The 15,002-nt window shown below is 64.3% G+C and carries 19 protein-coding genes; 10 read left to right on the top strand and 9 right to left on the bottom strand.

The window, feature by feature from the left end; all coding sequences use genetic code 11:
- The first annotated feature begins 20 nt into the window (after positions 1-20).
- The 4 genes from UNPA324_RS10685 to UNPA324_RS10670 all read left to right on the top strand — a co-directional run bounded on the left by UNPA324_RS10685 (position 21) and on the right by UNPA324_RS10670 (position 3,331).
- Entirely contained in the window at positions 21-782 is a 762-nt protein-coding gene (locus UNPA324_RS10685) for an SDR family oxidoreductase (protein ID WP_141934647.1), read from the top strand.
- Between the two features lie 376 nt (positions 783-1,158).
- Positions 1,159-1,713, top strand: coding sequence for a fasciclin domain-containing protein (locus tag UNPA324_RS10680; RefSeq protein ID WP_128918902.1), 555 nt, complete (start codon positions 1,159-1,161; stop codon positions 1,711-1,713).
- Between the two features lie 195 nt (positions 1,714-1,908).
- A complete protein-coding gene (locus UNPA324_RS10675; RefSeq protein ID WP_128918901.1) occupies positions 1,909-2,538 on the top strand; it encodes a cytochrome b/b6 domain-containing protein in 630 nt (209 codons plus the stop codon).
- Between the two features lie 10 nt (positions 2,539-2,548).
- The gene (locus tag UNPA324_RS10670; RefSeq protein WP_128918900.1) at positions 2,549-3,331 is read left to right on the top strand and encodes a molybdopterin-binding protein; all 783 of its coding nucleotides are present in this window, start codon (positions 2,549-2,551) and stop codon (positions 3,329-3,331) included.
- A gap of 160 nt (positions 3,332-3,491) precedes the next feature.
- Here UNPA324_RS10670 and UNPA324_RS10665 read toward each other — a convergent pair whose 3' ends face one another.
- Entirely contained in the window at positions 3,492-4,694 is a 1,203-nt protein-coding gene (locus UNPA324_RS10665; RefSeq protein ID WP_128918899.1) for a YbfB/YjiJ family MFS transporter, read from the bottom strand.
- A 264-nt stretch (positions 4,695-4,958) separates the two neighbouring features.
- Between UNPA324_RS10665 and leuB the strand changes: the two genes are divergently transcribed.
- Positions 4,959-6,071 (top strand): 3-isopropylmalate dehydrogenase, encoded by a 1,113-nt coding sequence (gene leuB / locus UNPA324_RS10660; protein ID WP_128918898.1) that lies wholly within the window; start codon positions 4,959-4,961, stop codon positions 6,069-6,071.
- A gap of 201 nt (positions 6,072-6,272) precedes the next feature.
- On the opposite strand, the gene UNPA324_RS10650 is transcribed toward leuB, so the two are convergent.
- Both UNPA324_RS10650 and UNPA324_RS10645 read right to left on the bottom strand, forming a co-directional pair.
- Positions 6,273-6,662 (bottom strand): hypothetical protein, encoded by a 390-nt coding sequence (locus UNPA324_RS10650; protein ID WP_128918897.1) that lies wholly within the window; start codon positions 6,660-6,662, stop codon positions 6,273-6,275.
- Positions 6,663-6,832: 170 nt separating this feature from the next.
- On the bottom strand, positions 6,833-7,627 hold the full coding sequence (locus UNPA324_RS10645) for a hypothetical protein (RefSeq protein WP_141934646.1): 795 nt from the start codon (positions 7,625-7,627) through the stop codon (positions 6,833-6,835).
- A gap of 116 nt (positions 7,628-7,743) precedes the next feature.
- Here UNPA324_RS10645 and UNPA324_RS10640 point away from each other — a divergent pair, with 116 nt between their 5' ends.
- Complete coding sequence (locus UNPA324_RS10640; protein ID WP_128918895.1) at positions 7,744-8,778, top strand: aspartate-semialdehyde dehydrogenase; 1,035 nt, start codon at positions 7,744-7,746, stop codon at positions 8,776-8,778.
- Positions 8,779-8,930: 152 nt separating this feature from the next.
- Here the strand turns inward: UNPA324_RS10640 and UNPA324_RS10635 are convergent, their stop codons facing one another.
- Positions 8,931-9,575: a carbonic anhydrase gene (locus UNPA324_RS10635; RefSeq protein WP_141934645.1), complete on the bottom strand. Its 645-nt coding sequence runs from the start codon at positions 9,573-9,575 to the stop codon at positions 8,931-8,933.
- 111 nt (positions 9,576-9,686) lie between these two features.
- Here UNPA324_RS10635 and UNPA324_RS10630 point away from each other — a divergent pair, with 111 nt between their 5' ends.
- On the top strand, positions 9,687-10,568 hold the full coding sequence (locus UNPA324_RS10630; protein WP_128918893.1) for an HpcH/HpaI aldolase/citrate lyase family protein: 882 nt from the start codon (positions 9,687-9,689) through the stop codon (positions 10,566-10,568).
- A gap of 3 nt (positions 10,569-10,571) precedes the next feature.
- Entirely contained in the window at positions 10,572-11,231 is a 660-nt protein-coding gene (locus UNPA324_RS10625) for an HAD hydrolase-like protein (RefSeq protein ID WP_128918892.1), read from the top strand.
- Positions 11,232-11,245: 14 nt separating this feature from the next.
- Here the strand turns inward: UNPA324_RS10625 and UNPA324_RS10620 are convergent, their stop codons facing one another.
- The 4 genes from UNPA324_RS10620 to UNPA324_RS10605 form a co-directional block, all read right to left on the bottom strand.
- Positions 11,246-11,665: a hypothetical protein gene (locus tag UNPA324_RS10620; RefSeq protein ID WP_141934644.1), complete on the bottom strand. Its 420-nt coding sequence runs from the start codon at positions 11,663-11,665 to the stop codon at positions 11,246-11,248.
- Between the two features lie 226 nt (positions 11,666-11,891).
- On the bottom strand, positions 11,892-12,677 hold the full coding sequence (locus UNPA324_RS10615) for a glycosyltransferase family 32 protein (RefSeq protein ID WP_128918890.1): 786 nt from the start codon (positions 12,675-12,677) through the stop codon (positions 11,892-11,894).
- A gap of 79 nt (positions 12,678-12,756) precedes the next feature.
- Positions 12,757-13,362 (bottom strand): 3-isopropylmalate dehydratase small subunit, encoded by a 606-nt coding sequence (gene leuD / locus UNPA324_RS10610; protein WP_027573022.1) that lies wholly within the window; start codon positions 13,360-13,362, stop codon positions 12,757-12,759.
- Between the two features lie 123 nt (positions 13,363-13,485).
- Positions 13,486-13,884, bottom strand: a complete 399-nt coding sequence (locus UNPA324_RS10605) for a metallopeptidase family protein (RefSeq protein WP_141934643.1) — start codon at positions 13,882-13,884, stop codon at positions 13,486-13,488.
- A 156-nt stretch (positions 13,885-14,040) separates the two neighbouring features.
- Here UNPA324_RS10605 and UNPA324_RS10600 point away from each other — a divergent pair, with 156 nt between their 5' ends.
- Positions 14,041-14,322 (top strand): hypothetical protein, encoded by a 282-nt coding sequence (locus UNPA324_RS10600; protein WP_181769656.1) that lies wholly within the window; start codon positions 14,041-14,043, stop codon positions 14,320-14,322.
- Positions 14,323-14,361: 39 nt separating this feature from the next.
- On the top strand, positions 14,362-14,622 hold the full coding sequence (locus UNPA324_RS10595) for a hypothetical protein (RefSeq protein WP_141934641.1): 261 nt from the start codon (positions 14,362-14,364) through the stop codon (positions 14,620-14,622).
- 4 nt (positions 14,623-14,626) lie between these two features.
- On the opposite strand, the gene UNPA324_RS10590 is transcribed toward UNPA324_RS10595, so the two are convergent.
- On the bottom strand, positions 14,627-14,926 hold the full coding sequence (locus UNPA324_RS10590; RefSeq protein WP_141934640.1) for a DUF1330 domain-containing protein: 300 nt from the start codon (positions 14,924-14,926) through the stop codon (positions 14,627-14,629).
- Positions 14,927-15,002 lie beyond the last annotated feature (76 nt).

Here is a 15,002-nt window from a genome sequence, read left to right as displayed (position 1 = left end):
AAGCAACGGAGACAGTTTGCATGACCAGAGTTGGGAAACGCGTGGCCTGGGTGACGGGCGGTGGCAGCGGGATCGGGGAGGCCGGCGCGGAGGCGCTGGCGGCCGACGGCTGGACTTTGGTGGTGTCGGGGCGGCGCCAGTCAGCCCTGGATACCGTGGTTGCCAAGATCATCAAGGCGGGCGGGGCCGCCGAGGCGCTCGCGCTTGACGTCTCCAATGCTGCCGAGGCCCAGAAGGCCGCCGATCAGATCGTCGCCAGGCACGGCCGCATCGACCTGCTCGTCAACAATGCCGGCATCAATGTTCCCAAGCGCAGCTGGAAGGACATGGATCTGGAGGGCTGGGACCAGCTGGTCCAGGTCAATCTCAACGGCGTGCTCTACTGCATGCGCGCGGTGCTGCCGACGATGCGCAAGCAGCAGGACGGCGCGATCATCAACGTCTCGTCCTGGGCCGGCCGCCACGTCTCGAAGATGCCGGGCCCGGCCTACACCACCACCAAGCATGCGGTGCTGGCGCTGACCCATTCCTTCAACATGGACGAATGCGTCAACGGCCTGCGCGCCTGCTGCCTGATGCCGGGCGAGGTGGCGACGCCGATCCTGAAGCTGCGCCCGGTGGTGCCGAGCGAGGAGGAGCAGGCCAAGATGCTGCAACCCGAAGATCTCGGCCGCACCATCGCATTCATCGCCAGCATGCCGGCCAGAGTCTGCATCAACGAAGTGCTGATCAGCCCGACGCATAATCGCGGCTTCATCCAGACGCCGAACAACAGGGATTGAGAGGCGGCGCGCGTACAACACATTCGGTGTCGTCCCCGCGAGCGCGGGGATCCATAACCACAGGGAGAATTTGTCGCACGCGACGGGTCACTCCGAGTCTTCGTCAAACATCTCCCCGTGGTATGGGTCCCGGATCTACGCTGCGCTTGTCCGGGACGACAGCGGAGTGTGTCGCGCGCACCGCGACCCACACGAACATCCCCCCGCATAGTTTCACGCATCACAAAGAATTTTTCTCCGAAACCGCAACCCAAACCCCCCCGTAGTTCGGTCCAACGACGGCGCTGCTGCATCACCCCTTAACTGTCGCAGCTGCCGTTGTTGCCCCAACTCAACGCCGGCCATCGCCGGTACCAATTCAATCGGGAGATTCTCCATGTCGAAGCGCATTGCCTATCTCGCTGCCGCCGCCTTCAGCGCCCTGGCCATCACCGCGACAATCGTCGCGCCTGCGAGCGCCGAGGAAAAGACCGTCATGGTCGGCGGCGCCGCGATGTTCCCCTCGAAGAACATCGTCCAGAACGCGGTCAACTCGAAGGACCACACCACGCTGGTGGCGGCGGTGAAGGCGGCGGGCCTAGTGCCGACGCTGGAAAGCAAGGGCCCGTTCACGGTGTTCGCGCCGACCAACGCCGCCTTCGGCAAGCTGCCGGCCGGCACTGTCGACAATCTGGTCAAGCCCGAGAACAAGGCGACGCTGACCAAGATCCTCACCTACCATGTCGTGCCCGGCAAGCTCGAGGCCTCCGACCTCACCGACGGCAAGAAGCTGAAGACCGCCGAGGGCGAGGAGCTGACGGTCAAGAAGATGGACGGCAAGGTCTGGATCGTCGATGCCAAGGGCGGCAGCTCGATGGTGACGATCTCCAACGTCAATCAGTCGAACGGCGTCATCCATGTGGTCGACACCGTGCTGATGCCGGCGACGTAACACCGCGCGATCCTGTTTCATCCCCGAACAGGATGCTTCGAGACCGCGAGCCGGGGATGCCCGGCTCGCTTTTTTGTGACCACAATAGCCTGACGGCATCGATTCGATGGCTGGCAGGGCGTAACGAAAACCGGCGACCCGGCGTATAATTCCCAACACGCGATCCCAGGACGGACCGATCAGGATGGAACCACCATGGCGAGCCTCACAGTCACCGACGAGCAGGTCAGGGGTAATCCGGCCAAAGTGATCCAGCCCGCCTGGGTGCGGGTCATGCATTGGATCAACGCGCTTGCCATGATCCTGATGATCCTGTCGGGCTGGCAGATCTACAACGCCTCGCCGTTGTTCGCCTTCACCTTCCCGCGCGAATACACGCTCGGCGGCTGGCTCGGCGGCGGCCTGCTCTGGCATTTTGCCGCGATGTGGCTGTTGATGATCAACGGCCTCGCCTATCTCGTCACCGGCTTTGCCACCGGCCGCTTCGCCAAAAAGCTGTTTCCGATCACCCCGTCTGGGGTGCTTCATGACGTCAGGGCCGCCCTGACCTTCAAGCTCGGCCATGACGATCTCACCGTCTACAATTACGTGCAGCGCCTGCTCTATGCCGGCATCATATTGGTCGGCGTGCTGATCGTGCTCACGGGCTTAGGGATGTGGAAGCCGGTGCAGCTCTATTATCTGGTCGCGCTGTTCGGCGACTACCCGACCGCGCGCTACATCCATTTCTTCTGCATGGCCGCGATCTGCGCGTTCCTCGTCGTTCACGTCGTGCTCGCGCTGCTGGTGCCGAAGAGCCTGCGCGCCATGATCATCGGTCGTTGAGGAGGATAACATGGCCAAGCGTTCATTCCTGATCCCCGGCGTCGACAAGCGGCTGTTGATCAAGGATTCCATCAAGACCATGCCCGACGTCACCCGCCGCCGCTTCATCGCGGGCGGCGCCAGCCTCGGCGCGCTGACATTGCTCACCGGCTGCGACGTCGTCGATTCCTCCTCGGCCGAGGAGATGCTGAAGCAGGTCTCGAAGTTCAACGACGCCGTGCAGGCCTTCATCTTCAATCCCGACGCGCTGGCGCCGACCTTCCCTGAGAGCGCGATCACGAAACCGTTTCCGTTCAACGCCTATTACGATCTCGACGACGCGCCGGATGTCTTGGCCGCAGACTGGAAGCTCGAGGTCCGCGGTCTCGTCGACAACAAGAAGTCCTGGACGCTGGACGAGCTCTATAAGCTGCCGCAGGTCACGCAGATCACCCGCCACATTTGCGTCGAGGGCTGGAGCGCGATCGGCAGCTGGACCGGTACGCCCTTGCGTGATTTCCTCAAGCTGATCGGCGCCGACACGCGTGCGAAATACGTCTGGTTCCAGTGCGCCGACAAGGAGGGCTACAATTCGCCCCTGGATATGCGCAGCGCCCTGCATCCGCAGACCCAGATGACGTTCAAATATGCGGGCGAGATCCTGCCGCGCGCCTATGGCTTCCCCATGAAGATCCGCGTGCCCACGAAGCTCGGCTTCAAGAACCCGAAATACGTGGTCTCGATGGAAGTCACCAACGACTACAAGGGCGGCTATTGGGAAGACCAGGGCTATAATTCGTTCAGCGGGAGCTAGCCCCGCTGTCGTCCCGGACAAGCGCGCCTCAAGCGCGCGCAGATCCTGGACCCATAACCCCAGGGAGAGGTTTGGCGAAGATTAGTTGTTCGGTACTTCTAGCTTTCGCCATGGAAAGATGACGCGGTATGGGTCCCCGCGTTCGCGGGGACGACATCGATTACGGCACCGCTTTCTTGGCTGGCCCCACCTTCCGCTGGCACAACGCCGCCGCCGCGCCGAGCGCCAGCAGTGCCGCCGATACATTCAGCGCGTAACTCAAGCTCCCCAGCGCGTCCGTGATCGCGCCGACCACGATCGGCCCGAGCGTCTGGCCGACGCCGAACGAGATCGTCATCGCCGCGATCGCGGTCGGCCATGCCTGCGGCGGATAGTTGAAGCGCACGAAGGCGGTGGTCGAGCCGACCACGGCGAAGAAGGCGACGCCGAACACGACAGCCGAAACCGCAAGCCATGCCGGCGAATGCCCAAGCATGGGCAGTGCTGCGCCTAACGCGTTGGTGCCGAGGATGATGGCGGTGGCCAATCCGCCGCGGTCGAGTGCCAGCACGCCGCGCCAGGCCCAGGGCGTCGCGAAAGCGGATAGGCCGATCAGGCTCCAGAATGCCGCCTGCGCCGCGGCCCCGCCGCCGCCGTCGCGTACATAGGCGATCATGAAGGTCATGTAGGCGATGTAGCCGGCGCCGAACAGGAAGTAGCCGGCGAGATAGATCAGCACGGGCAAAATCGCGAACGAGGCGTGACCGCCCTCCGAGAAGCGGACGCTGCTCTCGATGCGGATCAGGAACAGCGGGATCGTCATCGCGACCGACAATAGCGTCAGCGTCCACCAGACGATCCACCACGAGCCCGGACCGAAATATTGCAGCGTGAACGGGGCGATCAGCCCAGAGGACAGAATGCCGATGCCGGGTCCGGCATAGAACAGGCTGAGCAGGAAATTGGCCCGCTCGGGCCGCGACTGGGCAATGGTGGCGGCCAGCGCGCCGCCGGCGACGAAGCCGGCCGCGGCACCGAGACCCAGCGCGAGGCGCGCCAGGCTCAGCGCGACGAAATTGCCCGTCAGCGCGCAAGTTGCGAGCGCGGCGACGCAGGCGAGGGTTCCGCCGCGGATGGCGGCCGCCCAACCGACGCGCTGGATCAGGCGGGACGCCAATAGCGCGCCGACGAGATAGCCGACGGCGTTGATGGTATTCATGAATCCGGCCGCCGAGTAGGACCAGCCGAGGCTCTCGCGCATATCAGGTAGCACCAGCGCATAGGCAAAGCGGCCGATGCCGAGCCCGACGGTGGCGGCGAGCGACAGGGTCAGGATCAGCCGCGCGGGGTGCGCGTAGGGCGGGGCGCGGTCAGGGGCGTGCAAGGGGATACTCCGGCTTGCCCAGTGTGGCAGGCCCCGTCCGCCTTGCACAGCCGCACCCCGGCAATGGTGTCTTGCCAAGCGCGCAACACCGCTCTAGCACTCCGGCCGAAATTCACGAGATGCCGTCATGCCCGGCCTTGTGCCGGGCATCCACGTTCTTTGCACCGCAAGTCAGGACGTGGATGGCCGGAACATAGACGAGCGGAAGCGACGCCGTCCTTAGGCCGGCTATGCCGGCCATGACGAAACGGAGGAAGAACGACCATGGCGACCCACAAACTGCTGCTGCTTCCCGGCGACGGTATCGGCCCCGAGGTGATGGGCGAGGTGAAGCGGCTGATCGACTGGCTCAATTCGGCAGGGATCGCCAAGTTCGAGACTGATACCGGCCTCGTCGGCGGCTCCGCCTATGACGCGCACAAGGTGTCGATCTCCGAGGGCGACATGGCCAAGGCGCTGGCCGCCGATGCCATCATCTTCGGCGCGGTCGGCGGCCCGAAATGGGATGCCGTTCCTTACGAGGTGCGCCCCGAAGCCGGTCTCTTGCGCCTGCGCAAGGACCTCGCGCTGTTCGCGAACCTGCGCCCCGCCGTGTGCTATCCGGCGCTGGCCGATGCTTCGAGCCTGAAGCGCGAGGCGGTCGAGGGCCTCGACATCATGATCGTGCGCGAGCTCACCGGCGGCGTCTATTTCGGCGAGCCCAAGACCATCACCGATCTCGGCAACGGCCAGAAGCGCGCCGTCGATACCCAGGTCTACGACACCTATGAGATCGAGCGCATCGGCCGCGTCGCCTTCGAGCTTGCCAGGAAGCGCAAGAACAAGGTGACGTCGATGGAGAAGCGCAACGTCATGAAGTCGGGCGTGCTCTGGAACGAGGTCATGACCCAGGTCCACAAGCGCGAATACCCTGATGTCACGCTCGAGCATCAGCTCGCCGATTCCGGCGGCATGATGCTGGTGAAATGGCCTAAGCAGTTCGACGTCATCGTCACCGACAATCTGTTTGGCGACATGCTGTCCGACATCGCGGCGATGCTCACCGGCTCGCTCGGCATGCTGCCCTCGGCTTCGCTCGGTGAGGTCGACGTCAAGACCAAGAAGCGCAAGGCGTTGTACGAGCCCGTGCACGGCTCGGCGCCTGACATCGCCGGCAAGGGTCTCGCCAATCCGATCGCGATGATCTCGTCGTTCGGCATGGCGCTGCGCTATTCCTTCGACCTGGGCGCGCTTGCCGACAAGATCGACGCCGCGATCGCCGCGGTGCTGGCCAGCGGCCTGCGCACCGCCGACATCAAGTCGGAGGGCACCACGGCTGCTTCCACCACGCAGATGGGCGAAGCGATCTTGAAGGAATTGCAGAAGCTGCACGCATAGGCGCTGCTGTCGTAGGGTGGGTTAGCCATGCGGACTGCGCGAAGCGCAGACCGCTTGGCGTAACCCACCTCTACTGTCTTCGCGGAGACAAACAGTGGTGGGTTACGCCTTCGGCCAACCCACCCTACGGCACCACACGACTTTCAAAACAAAAATGGCCGGGCTTTCGCCCGGCCATTTTGATTCGGAAAGATCCGCCGCTCAGTACAGCGGGAAATTCTGCGGATAGCCGCCGACGTCCTGCGGCGGCGAGAGCGGCTGGCGATCGATCGGGCGGTTGCGGTTTTCGCGGGCGAAGGACGGATAGCCCACGGCCGGCGGGAAGGCGTAGTCGCTGAATTTGCGGTCGCCCGGATTGACCTCGGTGCCGCCGTCGAGCCAGGAGCGCTTGCTGACATAGATGCGAGTGCGGCCCTGCTGGTAGACGGCGTTGGGGCCCGTTGGGCCGTAATAATGCCGGCCGCGCTCGTCATAACGCTTGGTCTTGTTGTCGGCCGAGGCCGGCGTCGCCAAGAACATGGCAGAGGACATGGCAATCACGGCGCCCGCAGCAAACAAGGTCGCCAATTTGGCAGAGAATTTCGAGCTCATCACGTCCCCTTCAGGCGGCGCACCGCCAGTCGATTTCACCCCATACTAGCCCGGCTGGGGTAAGCGCAACTAGGTCTATTGGGTCACACCAGCTCGAAAATAATCGGGCGCGTCGGCAAAAGTTGCATCAATACCAGCCACTTGCTCAGCTGACCTGGACTTGATGCCGGTCAAAGCGCCCCGCGCAATTGCGCGTTCGCGGCGCCCAGCAGCCAGTCCGGTGAACCCGCAAGGTCGCAAGCACGGCGCTTCAGCTCGGCACGGGCGAACAGGTCCGCCAGCTTCGGCTCGTTGCCGGAGGTCAAGAGCGTGAGCCGGTTCAGCGTGCAGGCGATGGCTGCGCGCTGAGCGGGCAGGGTGTCGCCCTGGCAGGAGAAGCCGGAGATCTGCAAGGCGGGCTCCTCGTTGCGTTTGAGGTAGCCGAGGCAGGCTCGCTCGCCCGCCGCGGCGGCGACCGGCCGCAACAGCGCCACGGGGCCGAATTTCGTGTCGATCAGGCCGGCCTGCTCGAGCGGGGTCGCCGCGTTCAGGCCCATCTGGACGGCGAGGTCCATGGTTGCCGGACGGGTCAGGTCGAATTCGCCGCCCTCCCGGTAAATCTCGAGCTGGGCCAGCACCTTGTCAGCATCGCCGGTCCAGCGCATGACGTCGCGGCGGCCGCCTTCGGGATGCCGAAGGATGGTGTAAGAGGCTGTTTTCTCTAACGAATCAGGCCGGCTGAGCGCAAAAGCCGGCTGCGAGCGGTCGGCCACGCTCCAACTGGGCTTCGGCGCCAGCTCATCGTCGCGCAAATCGGGCAGCTGGCCGAGCGCCGCAAGGCCCAGGATGGCAAACAGCGCGAGCGTCCCCACATAGGCGAACAGCCGCGCCAGCGTGCCGACGACCTCGTCGGCGAAGGCTGCCAATGCCAGATGGAGACTGGTCCGGGTCGAGATTGCGGCCGTGCTGGCCTCGGGCGACTGCATCCACGTCCCTAAGGCATGGTCCCACGTTGTCTTGGGGCCGGTTCTCGCATAGAAGCGCTGCTCTTCCTGTTTAAGCGTCAGCTTCAGGAACGGGCTTTTTCACCGGAGAGTGAACGATGGGTTACAAAGTCGCAGTCGTCGGCGCGACCGGCAATGTCGGACGGGAAATGCTCAACATCCTGGATGAGCGCAAATTCCCCGCGGACGAGGTCGTGGCGCTGGCGTCACGCCGCAGCGTCGGCGTCGAGGTCTCCTACGGCGACCGCACCCTGAAGGTCAAAGCGCTCGAGCATTACGATTTCTCCGACGTCGACATCTGCCTGATGTCGGCGGGCGGTTCGGTGTCGAAGGAATGGTCGCCGAAGATCGGCGCCGCCGGCGCGGTGGTGATCGACAATTCCTCGGCCTGGCGCATGGATCCGGACGTGCCGCTGATCGTGCCGGAAGTGAATGCGGCCGCGACCGAAGGCTTCAAGAAGAAGAATATCATCGCCAACCCGAACTGCTCGACCGCGCAGCTCGTGGTCGCGCTCAAGCCGCTGCACGACAAGGCGACCATCAAGCGCGTCGTGGTCTCGACCTATCAGTCGGTGTCGGGCGCCGGCAAGGACGCGATGGACGAATTGTTCTCGCAGACCAAGGCCGTCTACACCAATGACGAGCTGGTCGCGAAGAAATTCCCCAAGCGCATCGCCTTCAACGTCATCCCCCACATCGACGTCTTCATGGAGGACGGCTTCACCAAGGAAGAGTGGAAGATGATGGCGGAGACCAAGAAGATTCTTGATCCCAAGATCAAGCTGACCGCGACCTGCGTGCGCGTGCCGGTGTTCGTCGGCCATTCCGAGGCCGTCAACATCGAGTTCGAGAATCCGATCAGCGCGGACGAAGCCCGCGAGATCCTGCGCAAGGCGCCCGGTTGCCTCGTCATCGACAAGCAGGAGCCCGGCGGCTACGCCACGCCCTATGAAGCGGCCGGCGAGGACGCCACCTATATCAGCCGCATCCGCGAGGACGCGACGGTCGAGAACGGTCTCGTGCTGTGGTGCGTGTCCGACAATTTGCGCAAGGGCGCAGCCCTCAACGCGATCCAGATCGCGGAAGTCCTGATCAACCGCAAGCTGATCACCGCGAAGAAGAAAGCGGCCTAAAGAAGAATGTAGGGTGGGTTAGCCCTGCGGCTGCGCGAAGCGCAATCCGCTGGGCGTAACCCACCTCTTTGGTATCCGCGGTGACAGAAGTGGTGGGTTACGCCGTGCGAACTCCGCTTCGCGGAGTCGCAGGGCTAACCCACCCTGCGAATTCAAGCCACACCCCGCGCGTTCTTGAATTCCTTCGCGACCTTGTCCAGCACGAACAGCGATCCCTCTGCGACGCCGAAATAGGCGCCGTGAGTCTGCATTTGGCCGCTCTCCACCGCCTTGCGTACGAACGGGAACGTCATCAGGTTTTCCAGGCTGCGGAACACCGCGGCCTTCTCGATGCGCTCGACGAATTGCGCCATGGTTTCGTGGGCGCGCTGCTCCACCACCTCACCCGGCTTGATGAACATCTGCATCCATTTGCCGATGAAATCGCCGGGCGTGAGCGGCTCGATCTTGTCGACGAAGGCGCGGATGCCGCCGCATTGCGCGTGGCCGAGCACCACGATGTGCTTCACCTTCAGCACCGTCACCGCAAACTCCAGCGCCGCCGAGACGCCGTGTGCGTTTTCGTCAGGCTGATAGGTCGGCACCAGGTTGGCGATGTTGCGGACGACGAAGAGTTCGCCCGGCCCCGCGTCGAAGATCACCTCGGGGGAGACCCGCGAGTCGCAGCAGCCGATCACCATCGTCTCGGGCGACTGCCCTTTGACCGAGAGCTCGCGGTAGCGGTTCTGCTCGGCCGGCAGCCGCTGGGTGGCGAAGGCCCTGTAGCCTTCCAGCAAATGCTTCGGGAATGTCGTCATGGCTATGCCTAACCATATACCGCAGGGACGAACAAGCCTTTCGAATGAGCAGGCCAAGTGCTATCGGCTTCGGCCAGAATAGAGACCGAGGAAACCGGAAGGAACGCCTGCATGACCCGCCCGCGCCGCAGCCATCTGTTCATGCCCGGCTCCAACCCCCGCGCGCTGGAGAAAGCGCGCAATCTCGCCGCCGACGGCCTGATCCTGGATCTGGAAGATTCGGTTGCCCCTGACGCCAAGGCGGCGGCGCGTGACGGCATCGCCGCCGCGATCGCAGCCAAGGGCTTTGGCAGGCGCGAGATCCTGATCCGGACCAACGGTCTCGACACGCCCTGGTGGGCCGACGACGCCGCGATGGCCGCCAAGGCCTCGCCTGATGGCATCCTGGTTCCAAAAGTTTCAAGCATCGAAGATCTCGATACGATCGGTCTGCGTCTCACCGAGCTCGGCGCCGCGCCGACGGTGAAGGTCTGGGCCATGATCGAGACCGCGCGCGCCGTGCTGCATGCTGAGGAGCTGGCCGAGGCCGGGCGCGATCCATCGCGGCGCCTCTCCGGTTTCGTGTTCGGTCCCAACGACATCTCGCGCGAGACGCGCATCAGGATGCTCCCCGGCCGCGCCGCGATGATCCCGATGATCACCCATTGCATCCTGGCGACGCGCGCCCACGGCCTCGAAATCCTCGACGGGCCCTACAGCGACATCGCCAACTCCGATGGCTTCGCCACCGAATGCGCGCAAGGCCGCGATCTCGGTTTCGACGGCAAGACGCTGATTCATCCCTCGCAGATCGACGCCTGCAACGCGATCTTCACGCCGCCCGAGGAGGAGGTCGCGCGCGCGCGAAAGATCATCGCGGCGTTCGAACTGCCGGAGAACGCCTCGCGCGGCGCGATCCGCCTCGATGGCGCCATGGTGGAGCGCCTGCACGCCGACATGGCGCGGCGCACGATCGCGATCGCGGACGCGATTGCGGCGATGGGGAAGGGCTGAGGGGTGCGCTCTGCCCGTTCCGTCCTGCTTGATCTCGACGGAACGTTGGTTGATTCCCGGCCGGGCATCGTCGCGAGCTGCTCAGCCGCATTGCGTGCGCTCGGACACGACCCCGGCAATGCACCCGACATAACCATCGGGCCACCGCTCGAAGACATCCTGCGGACTCTGCTTGCCGCGTACGGCGACGACCGGATCGATGAAGCCGCCGTCGCCTATCGCGAGCACTATGGCGAAACCGGTCTGCTCGGAAGCGAGCCCTATCCCGGAATCGGCTTCGCGATCGAGGATATGCGACGCGGCGGATTGCGGATCTATCTCGCCACATCGAAGCGCGAGGTTTTCGCGCGACGAATCCTGGAAAACCTGAATCTGGCGGTGCTTTTCGACGGCATCTACGGTTCGGTGCCGGGCGGCGGGCTGGATCACAAGCCGGAACTGCTCGCCCATATCCTGGCCGAACAGGATATCGCCGCCTCGCGCAGCCTCATGGTCGGCGATCGCCGCCACGACATCATTGGCGCTCACGCAGTCAAGATGCGCGGCCTCGGCGTGCTCTGGGGATATGGCAGCCGGGACGAGATCGAGACGGCGGGCGCGGACCAATTGGTGCGGCGGCCTGCTGATCTTGCGCGCATCGTTCTATCGATGTTGAACGAATAGCCGCCGCAGCAGATTCAGCGCGGCACGACGTCGGCGTGGTCGAGCGACTCCAGGGTTGCGGCATTGGCGCAATAGCCGTGATAATTCTCCGCGGCAGTGCCATCGGCGAGATCGCGGTCGCATTGTGCCTTGTGATTGCACAGCGAGCAGACCCGCTCCAAATCGCGCAGCAGCAGCGGCTGCGCGCGGCCGAGGCCTTCGGCGCTGATGCCGAGCTGTTCGAGCATTTTGGGCAGCTCGTCGGCAGAGTGCTTGCCGTGACGGACCAGCTCTTCCAGATCGTCAGGCGCGATCCTCAGGTCGTTCGCGATCCGGTCGAAATCGGCGCGATCGAGCTGACGCATCTCGTTGATCTCGCGGCGGTGCTTCAGCCAGCCCGCAAAGGATTCGATGAGGTCCTGGACGATGGGATAAGGCCTGCTTGCGGTGCTCATGGAAAGCTCCCTTCGGACGGCGGAATTGGAGCGAATTAAGCACAATGTTGCAGGGGCGCGTTGCGCTGGATCAAACTCGGAAGGGCCAAACCCGGTGGCGTGTCCCGGACGCGCTGCAGCGTGCAACGCTGCTGCGCAGAGCCGGGACCCATTCCTCCGCTGTGCTGGGCCCCGGCTCTGCAGCGCACCGCTGGAGTAGCGCTGCGCTGCGTCCGGGGCACGAGACTTAGCCGAACCGCTCCGCCGCCCAGGCATACAGGCTGCCCGGAATCGGCTTTTCGCCGCCACGTCCCTTGGGCGAGATATGCAGGCCGATGATCTCGGGGTTGGTGACGAGCCCGAGATAGCTCGAGGGATCGAAGAACAGTTTCGGTTCGGCATGCACGGCGTAGAACGACTGCTTCGGCAGCGCGCATCCGAGCTCGCCGGTGCGTCGCGCGAGCGCGGTCAGTGCTGCGGGCCCAAAGATCGCAACGCGAATGTCCGCAAGGCGATTCGAGCCGCCGCGCAGGCGGCGCATCATGAAGGTGACGCGGTGGCGCACCGACAGCCAGTTCGGCGTCAGCTCCTCCTGCTCCATCAGCTCCTCGAAGGCGGCGACGATGCCGTGCTTGGCCGGCAGATAGATCACGGAATTGCCGAGTTGGCGCGGCCGCTCCCAGGCGAAGTAGGGCTTTGCCGGATCGATCTCGACGGGCTTCAAGAGCAACACGTCGGCATCGAGCCAGAGACCGAGGCCCTTCGCCATCAGCTTCATGCGAAAGAAGTCGCTGAACTGCAGAATGGTCCAGTCGCGCCAGCTGCCGTCCGGCTGCGGCGGCCGCAGCCGTTCGGAGAACGCATGCGGCAGGATCGCTTCTGCCTCCGCATTCTCGACGCCGGCAGGCAGGCCGGGAATGGTGTCGAAGCTGTAGACGGTGACCTTGTGGCCGGCAGCTAACTGCGAGCGCAGACAGGTCTGGCGCAGTGCGTCCATCGGGCCATGCCAGAAGGTGACGATCTCGGGGAGCATAGGGCGAGCTATAGGGATAAGCAGGGCAAAGAAAAAGCCCCGGCGCTGACGGCACCGGGGCTCGAAGCAGAGAGCGATCTCAGGCCCAGGCGCGTTCGCGCTTGAGCTTGTCCTCGTAGCTGTCGATCGAGGCCTTCTTCTCCATGGTGAGACCGATGTCGTCGAGGCCGTTGATCAGGCAGTGCTTGCGGAACGGGTCGATCTCGAACTTGACCTTGCCGCCGTCGGGGCCGCGGATTTCCTGGTTCGGCAGGTCGATCGTCAGCGTCGCGTTGGCGCCGCGCTCGGCGTCGTCGAACAGCTTGTCGAGGTCCTCCTGCGAGACGCGGATCGGCAGAATGCCGTTCTTGAAGCAGTTGTTGTAGAAGATGTCGCCGAACGAGGTCGAGATCACGCAGCGGATGCCGAAGTCGAGCAGCGCCCAGGGCGCGTGCTCGCGGCTCGAGCCGCAGCCGAAATTGTCGCCGGCCACCAGCACTTTCGCGTTGCGATAGGCGGGCTGGTTGAGCACGAAATCAGGATTCTCGCTGCCGTCGTCCTTGTAGCGCTGCTCGGAGAAGAGCCCCTTGCCAAGGCCGGTACGCTTGATGGTCTTGAGGTACTGCTTCGGAATGATCATGTCGGTGTCGACATTGATGATCTTCAGCGGCGCCGCGACGCCTTCCAGCGTGGTGAACTTGTCCATGGTTGCGCTTTCCCGGGGTGGTTCAAGGAAGGCGTATTTATCGCGATTGGAACGGAAATCCTAGGCCGAATTGGGCAGGTCTCGTCTGCTTGGCTGGATCAAGCCTCGGGGGAGGTACGCTCCCTACTCCGCCCGCGCCTCAATCGCCGCCATATCGTCGTCCGACAGGCCGAAATGGTGGCCGATTTCGTGGATCAGGACGTGGCGGACGATGTGGCCGAGGCTCTCATCGTGCTCGGCCCAGTAATCCAGGATCGGCCGGCGGTAGAGCCAGACCATGTTGGGCAGCCGCGCCACGTCGCCAAGGCTCTGTTGCGGCAGGCCGACACCTTGGAACAGGCCGAGCAGGTCGAACTCGCTCTCGCATTCCATCTCGTCCAGGACCTCCTCGGTGGGGAAGTCGTCGACGCGGATGATCACGCCCTCGCACAGGGTGCGAAATTCCGCCGGCAGGCCTTCGAAGATTTCGTGCGCCGTCGCTTCCATCTCGGCCAGCGAGAGTGCTTTCAATTCCGTCCACATGGGCATCTCTTAGCGCGGGTTCCTTGGCGATGCATCCCGCTTTATAAGCGCGGGCTAGGTTGACGGGCGGCGCCAAAACGGGGAGCGTGGGCCTCGGTTGGGACGTTTCAGGTGGGCGAAAAAATGCGAGCAAAAACAGTGCTGACGCTACTGTGCATGGGGTTGTTTTCGCAGTTTTGCGTTGGCGCGGAGGCGCAGACGGCGGCCCCCGGGGTGAGGCTGGCGCAGGCGGCGGCACCGGACGACATCCCGCCGCCGCGCAAGCGGCACCCGGCGCGCCTGCGCGTCACACCCTATTACGCGCCTGATGGCGTCTACCCGCGCTACAATCCGGGTCCCAATGCGGTCCGCGTGTGCAACGCGACCTATGTGCAGGAATTCCGGCCGAGCGGCACCGTGATCGTGCCGCGTGTGAGCTGCTACTGGCGTCCGGGCTGAGGCAGGCGGCGCTCGGCGTTGGAGCCCGGTGGGGTGATCATGGCGAGATGGGTTGCATGGGCCGTTGCCGTCGCGCTTGCCGCCGGTCTGCCTCGCGCGTCCGCCGCACCAAGGGTGACGGTGCCGGAGGCCTCGGCAGGGACTGCGATCTTCGATGGGCGGCGGCCCGCGCGCACCCAATACATTGTGCCGCCCCTCGTGCGCCGTGATCCCCGCTATTACGCGCGGCCCGTGCACTACCGTCCCTATCCCTACGGCGTGCCCGCACCCTTCGTATTCGGCTACGGCCCGTTCTGGTGACGCGCTAGCCGGCGGGCGCGAATCCCTTGACCAAGAGCACGGTCGCCTTCGCGCCGACTTTGCGATCACGCGAGATTTCATCGTAGTCGGGTGAGTTCGAGAAGGCGAGGAAGGCGGCCTCGTCGGGAAACGACATCATGACGAGCTTGTCGTGCGGCCACGTCCCTTCGAGCACGCGCGGGCGTTCATCGGCGGCGAGCAGCCGGCCATTGAACTTCCTGAACACATCGAAGAACCGCGCCTGGTAACGGTCATAGGCGGCGCGGTCCGTCATCGTCAGCTGCGCGATCGCATAGACGGTCATTTCCGAAACTCCTCTCGTCGCGGCACCGCATCGCAGTCACCGGCTTCGTTCATTCATGGCGCGTTCACGTCGCTGT

The organism is Bradyrhizobium sp. UNPA324, from assembly GCF_006658635.1.
GTDB classification, from domain to species: domain Bacteria; phylum Pseudomonadota; class Alphaproteobacteria; order Rhizobiales; family Xanthobacteraceae; genus Bradyrhizobium; species Bradyrhizobium nanningense.
Note: the sequence above shows the minus strand (reverse complement) of the source record. Positions and strands in the feature narration are given on the sequence as shown.

Bases quoted from the DNA above. Each gene is read 5' to 3' on its own strand.
- UNPA324_RS10685 (WP_141934647.1), top strand. From the start codon at position 21: ATGACCAGAGTTGGGAAACGCGTGGCCTGGGTGACGGGCGGTGGCAGC.
- UNPA324_RS10680 (WP_128918902.1), top strand. From the start codon at position 1,159: ATGTCGAAGCGCATTGCCTATCTCGCTGCCGCCGCCTTCAGCGCCCTG.
- UNPA324_RS10675 (WP_128918901.1), top strand. From the start codon at position 1,909: ATGGCGAGCCTCACAGTCACCGACGAGCAGGTCAGGGGTAATCCGGCC.
- UNPA324_RS10670 (WP_128918900.1), top strand. From the start codon at position 2,549: ATGGCCAAGCGTTCATTCCTGATCCCCGGCGTCGACAAGCGGCTGTTG.
- leuB (WP_128918898.1), top strand. From the start codon at position 4,959: ATGGCGACCCACAAACTGCTGCTGCTTCCCGGCGACGGTATCGGCCCC.
- UNPA324_RS10650 (WP_128918897.1), bottom strand. From the start codon at position 6,662: ATGAGCTCGAAATTCTCTGCCAAATTGGCGACCTTGTTTGCTGCGGGC.
- UNPA324_RS10645 (WP_141934646.1), bottom strand. From the start codon at position 7,627: ATGCAGTCGCCCGAGGCCAGCACGGCCGCAATCTCGACCCGGACCAGT.
- UNPA324_RS10640 (WP_128918895.1), top strand. From the start codon at position 7,744: ATGGGTTACAAAGTCGCAGTCGTCGGCGCGACCGGCAATGTCGGACGG.
- UNPA324_RS10635 (WP_141934645.1), bottom strand. From the start codon at position 9,575: ATGACGACATTCCCGAAGCATTTGCTGGAAGGCTACAGGGCCTTCGCC.
- UNPA324_RS10630 (WP_128918893.1), top strand. From the start codon at position 9,687: ATGACCCGCCCGCGCCGCAGCCATCTGTTCATGCCCGGCTCCAACCCC.
- UNPA324_RS10620 (WP_141934644.1), bottom strand. From the start codon at position 11,665: ATGAGCACCGCAAGCAGGCCTTATCCCATCGTCCAGGACCTCATCGAA.
- UNPA324_RS10615 (WP_128918890.1), bottom strand. From the start codon at position 12,677: ATGCTCCCCGAGATCGTCACCTTCTGGCATGGCCCGATGGACGCACTG.
- leuD (WP_027573022.1), bottom strand. From the start codon at position 13,362: ATGGACAAGTTCACCACGCTGGAAGGCGTCGCGGCGCCGCTGAAGATC.
- UNPA324_RS10605 (WP_141934643.1), bottom strand. From the start codon at position 13,884: ATGTGGACGGAATTGAAAGCACTCTCGCTGGCCGAGATGGAAGCGACG.
- UNPA324_RS10600 (WP_181769656.1), top strand. From the start codon at position 14,041: ATGGGGTTGTTTTCGCAGTTTTGCGTTGGCGCGGAGGCGCAGACGGCG.
- UNPA324_RS10595 (WP_141934641.1), top strand. From the start codon at position 14,362: ATGGCGAGATGGGTTGCATGGGCCGTTGCCGTCGCGCTTGCCGCCGGT.
- UNPA324_RS10590 (WP_141934640.1), bottom strand. From the start codon at position 14,926: ATGACCGTCTATGCGATCGCGCAGCTGACGATGACGGACCGCGCCGCC.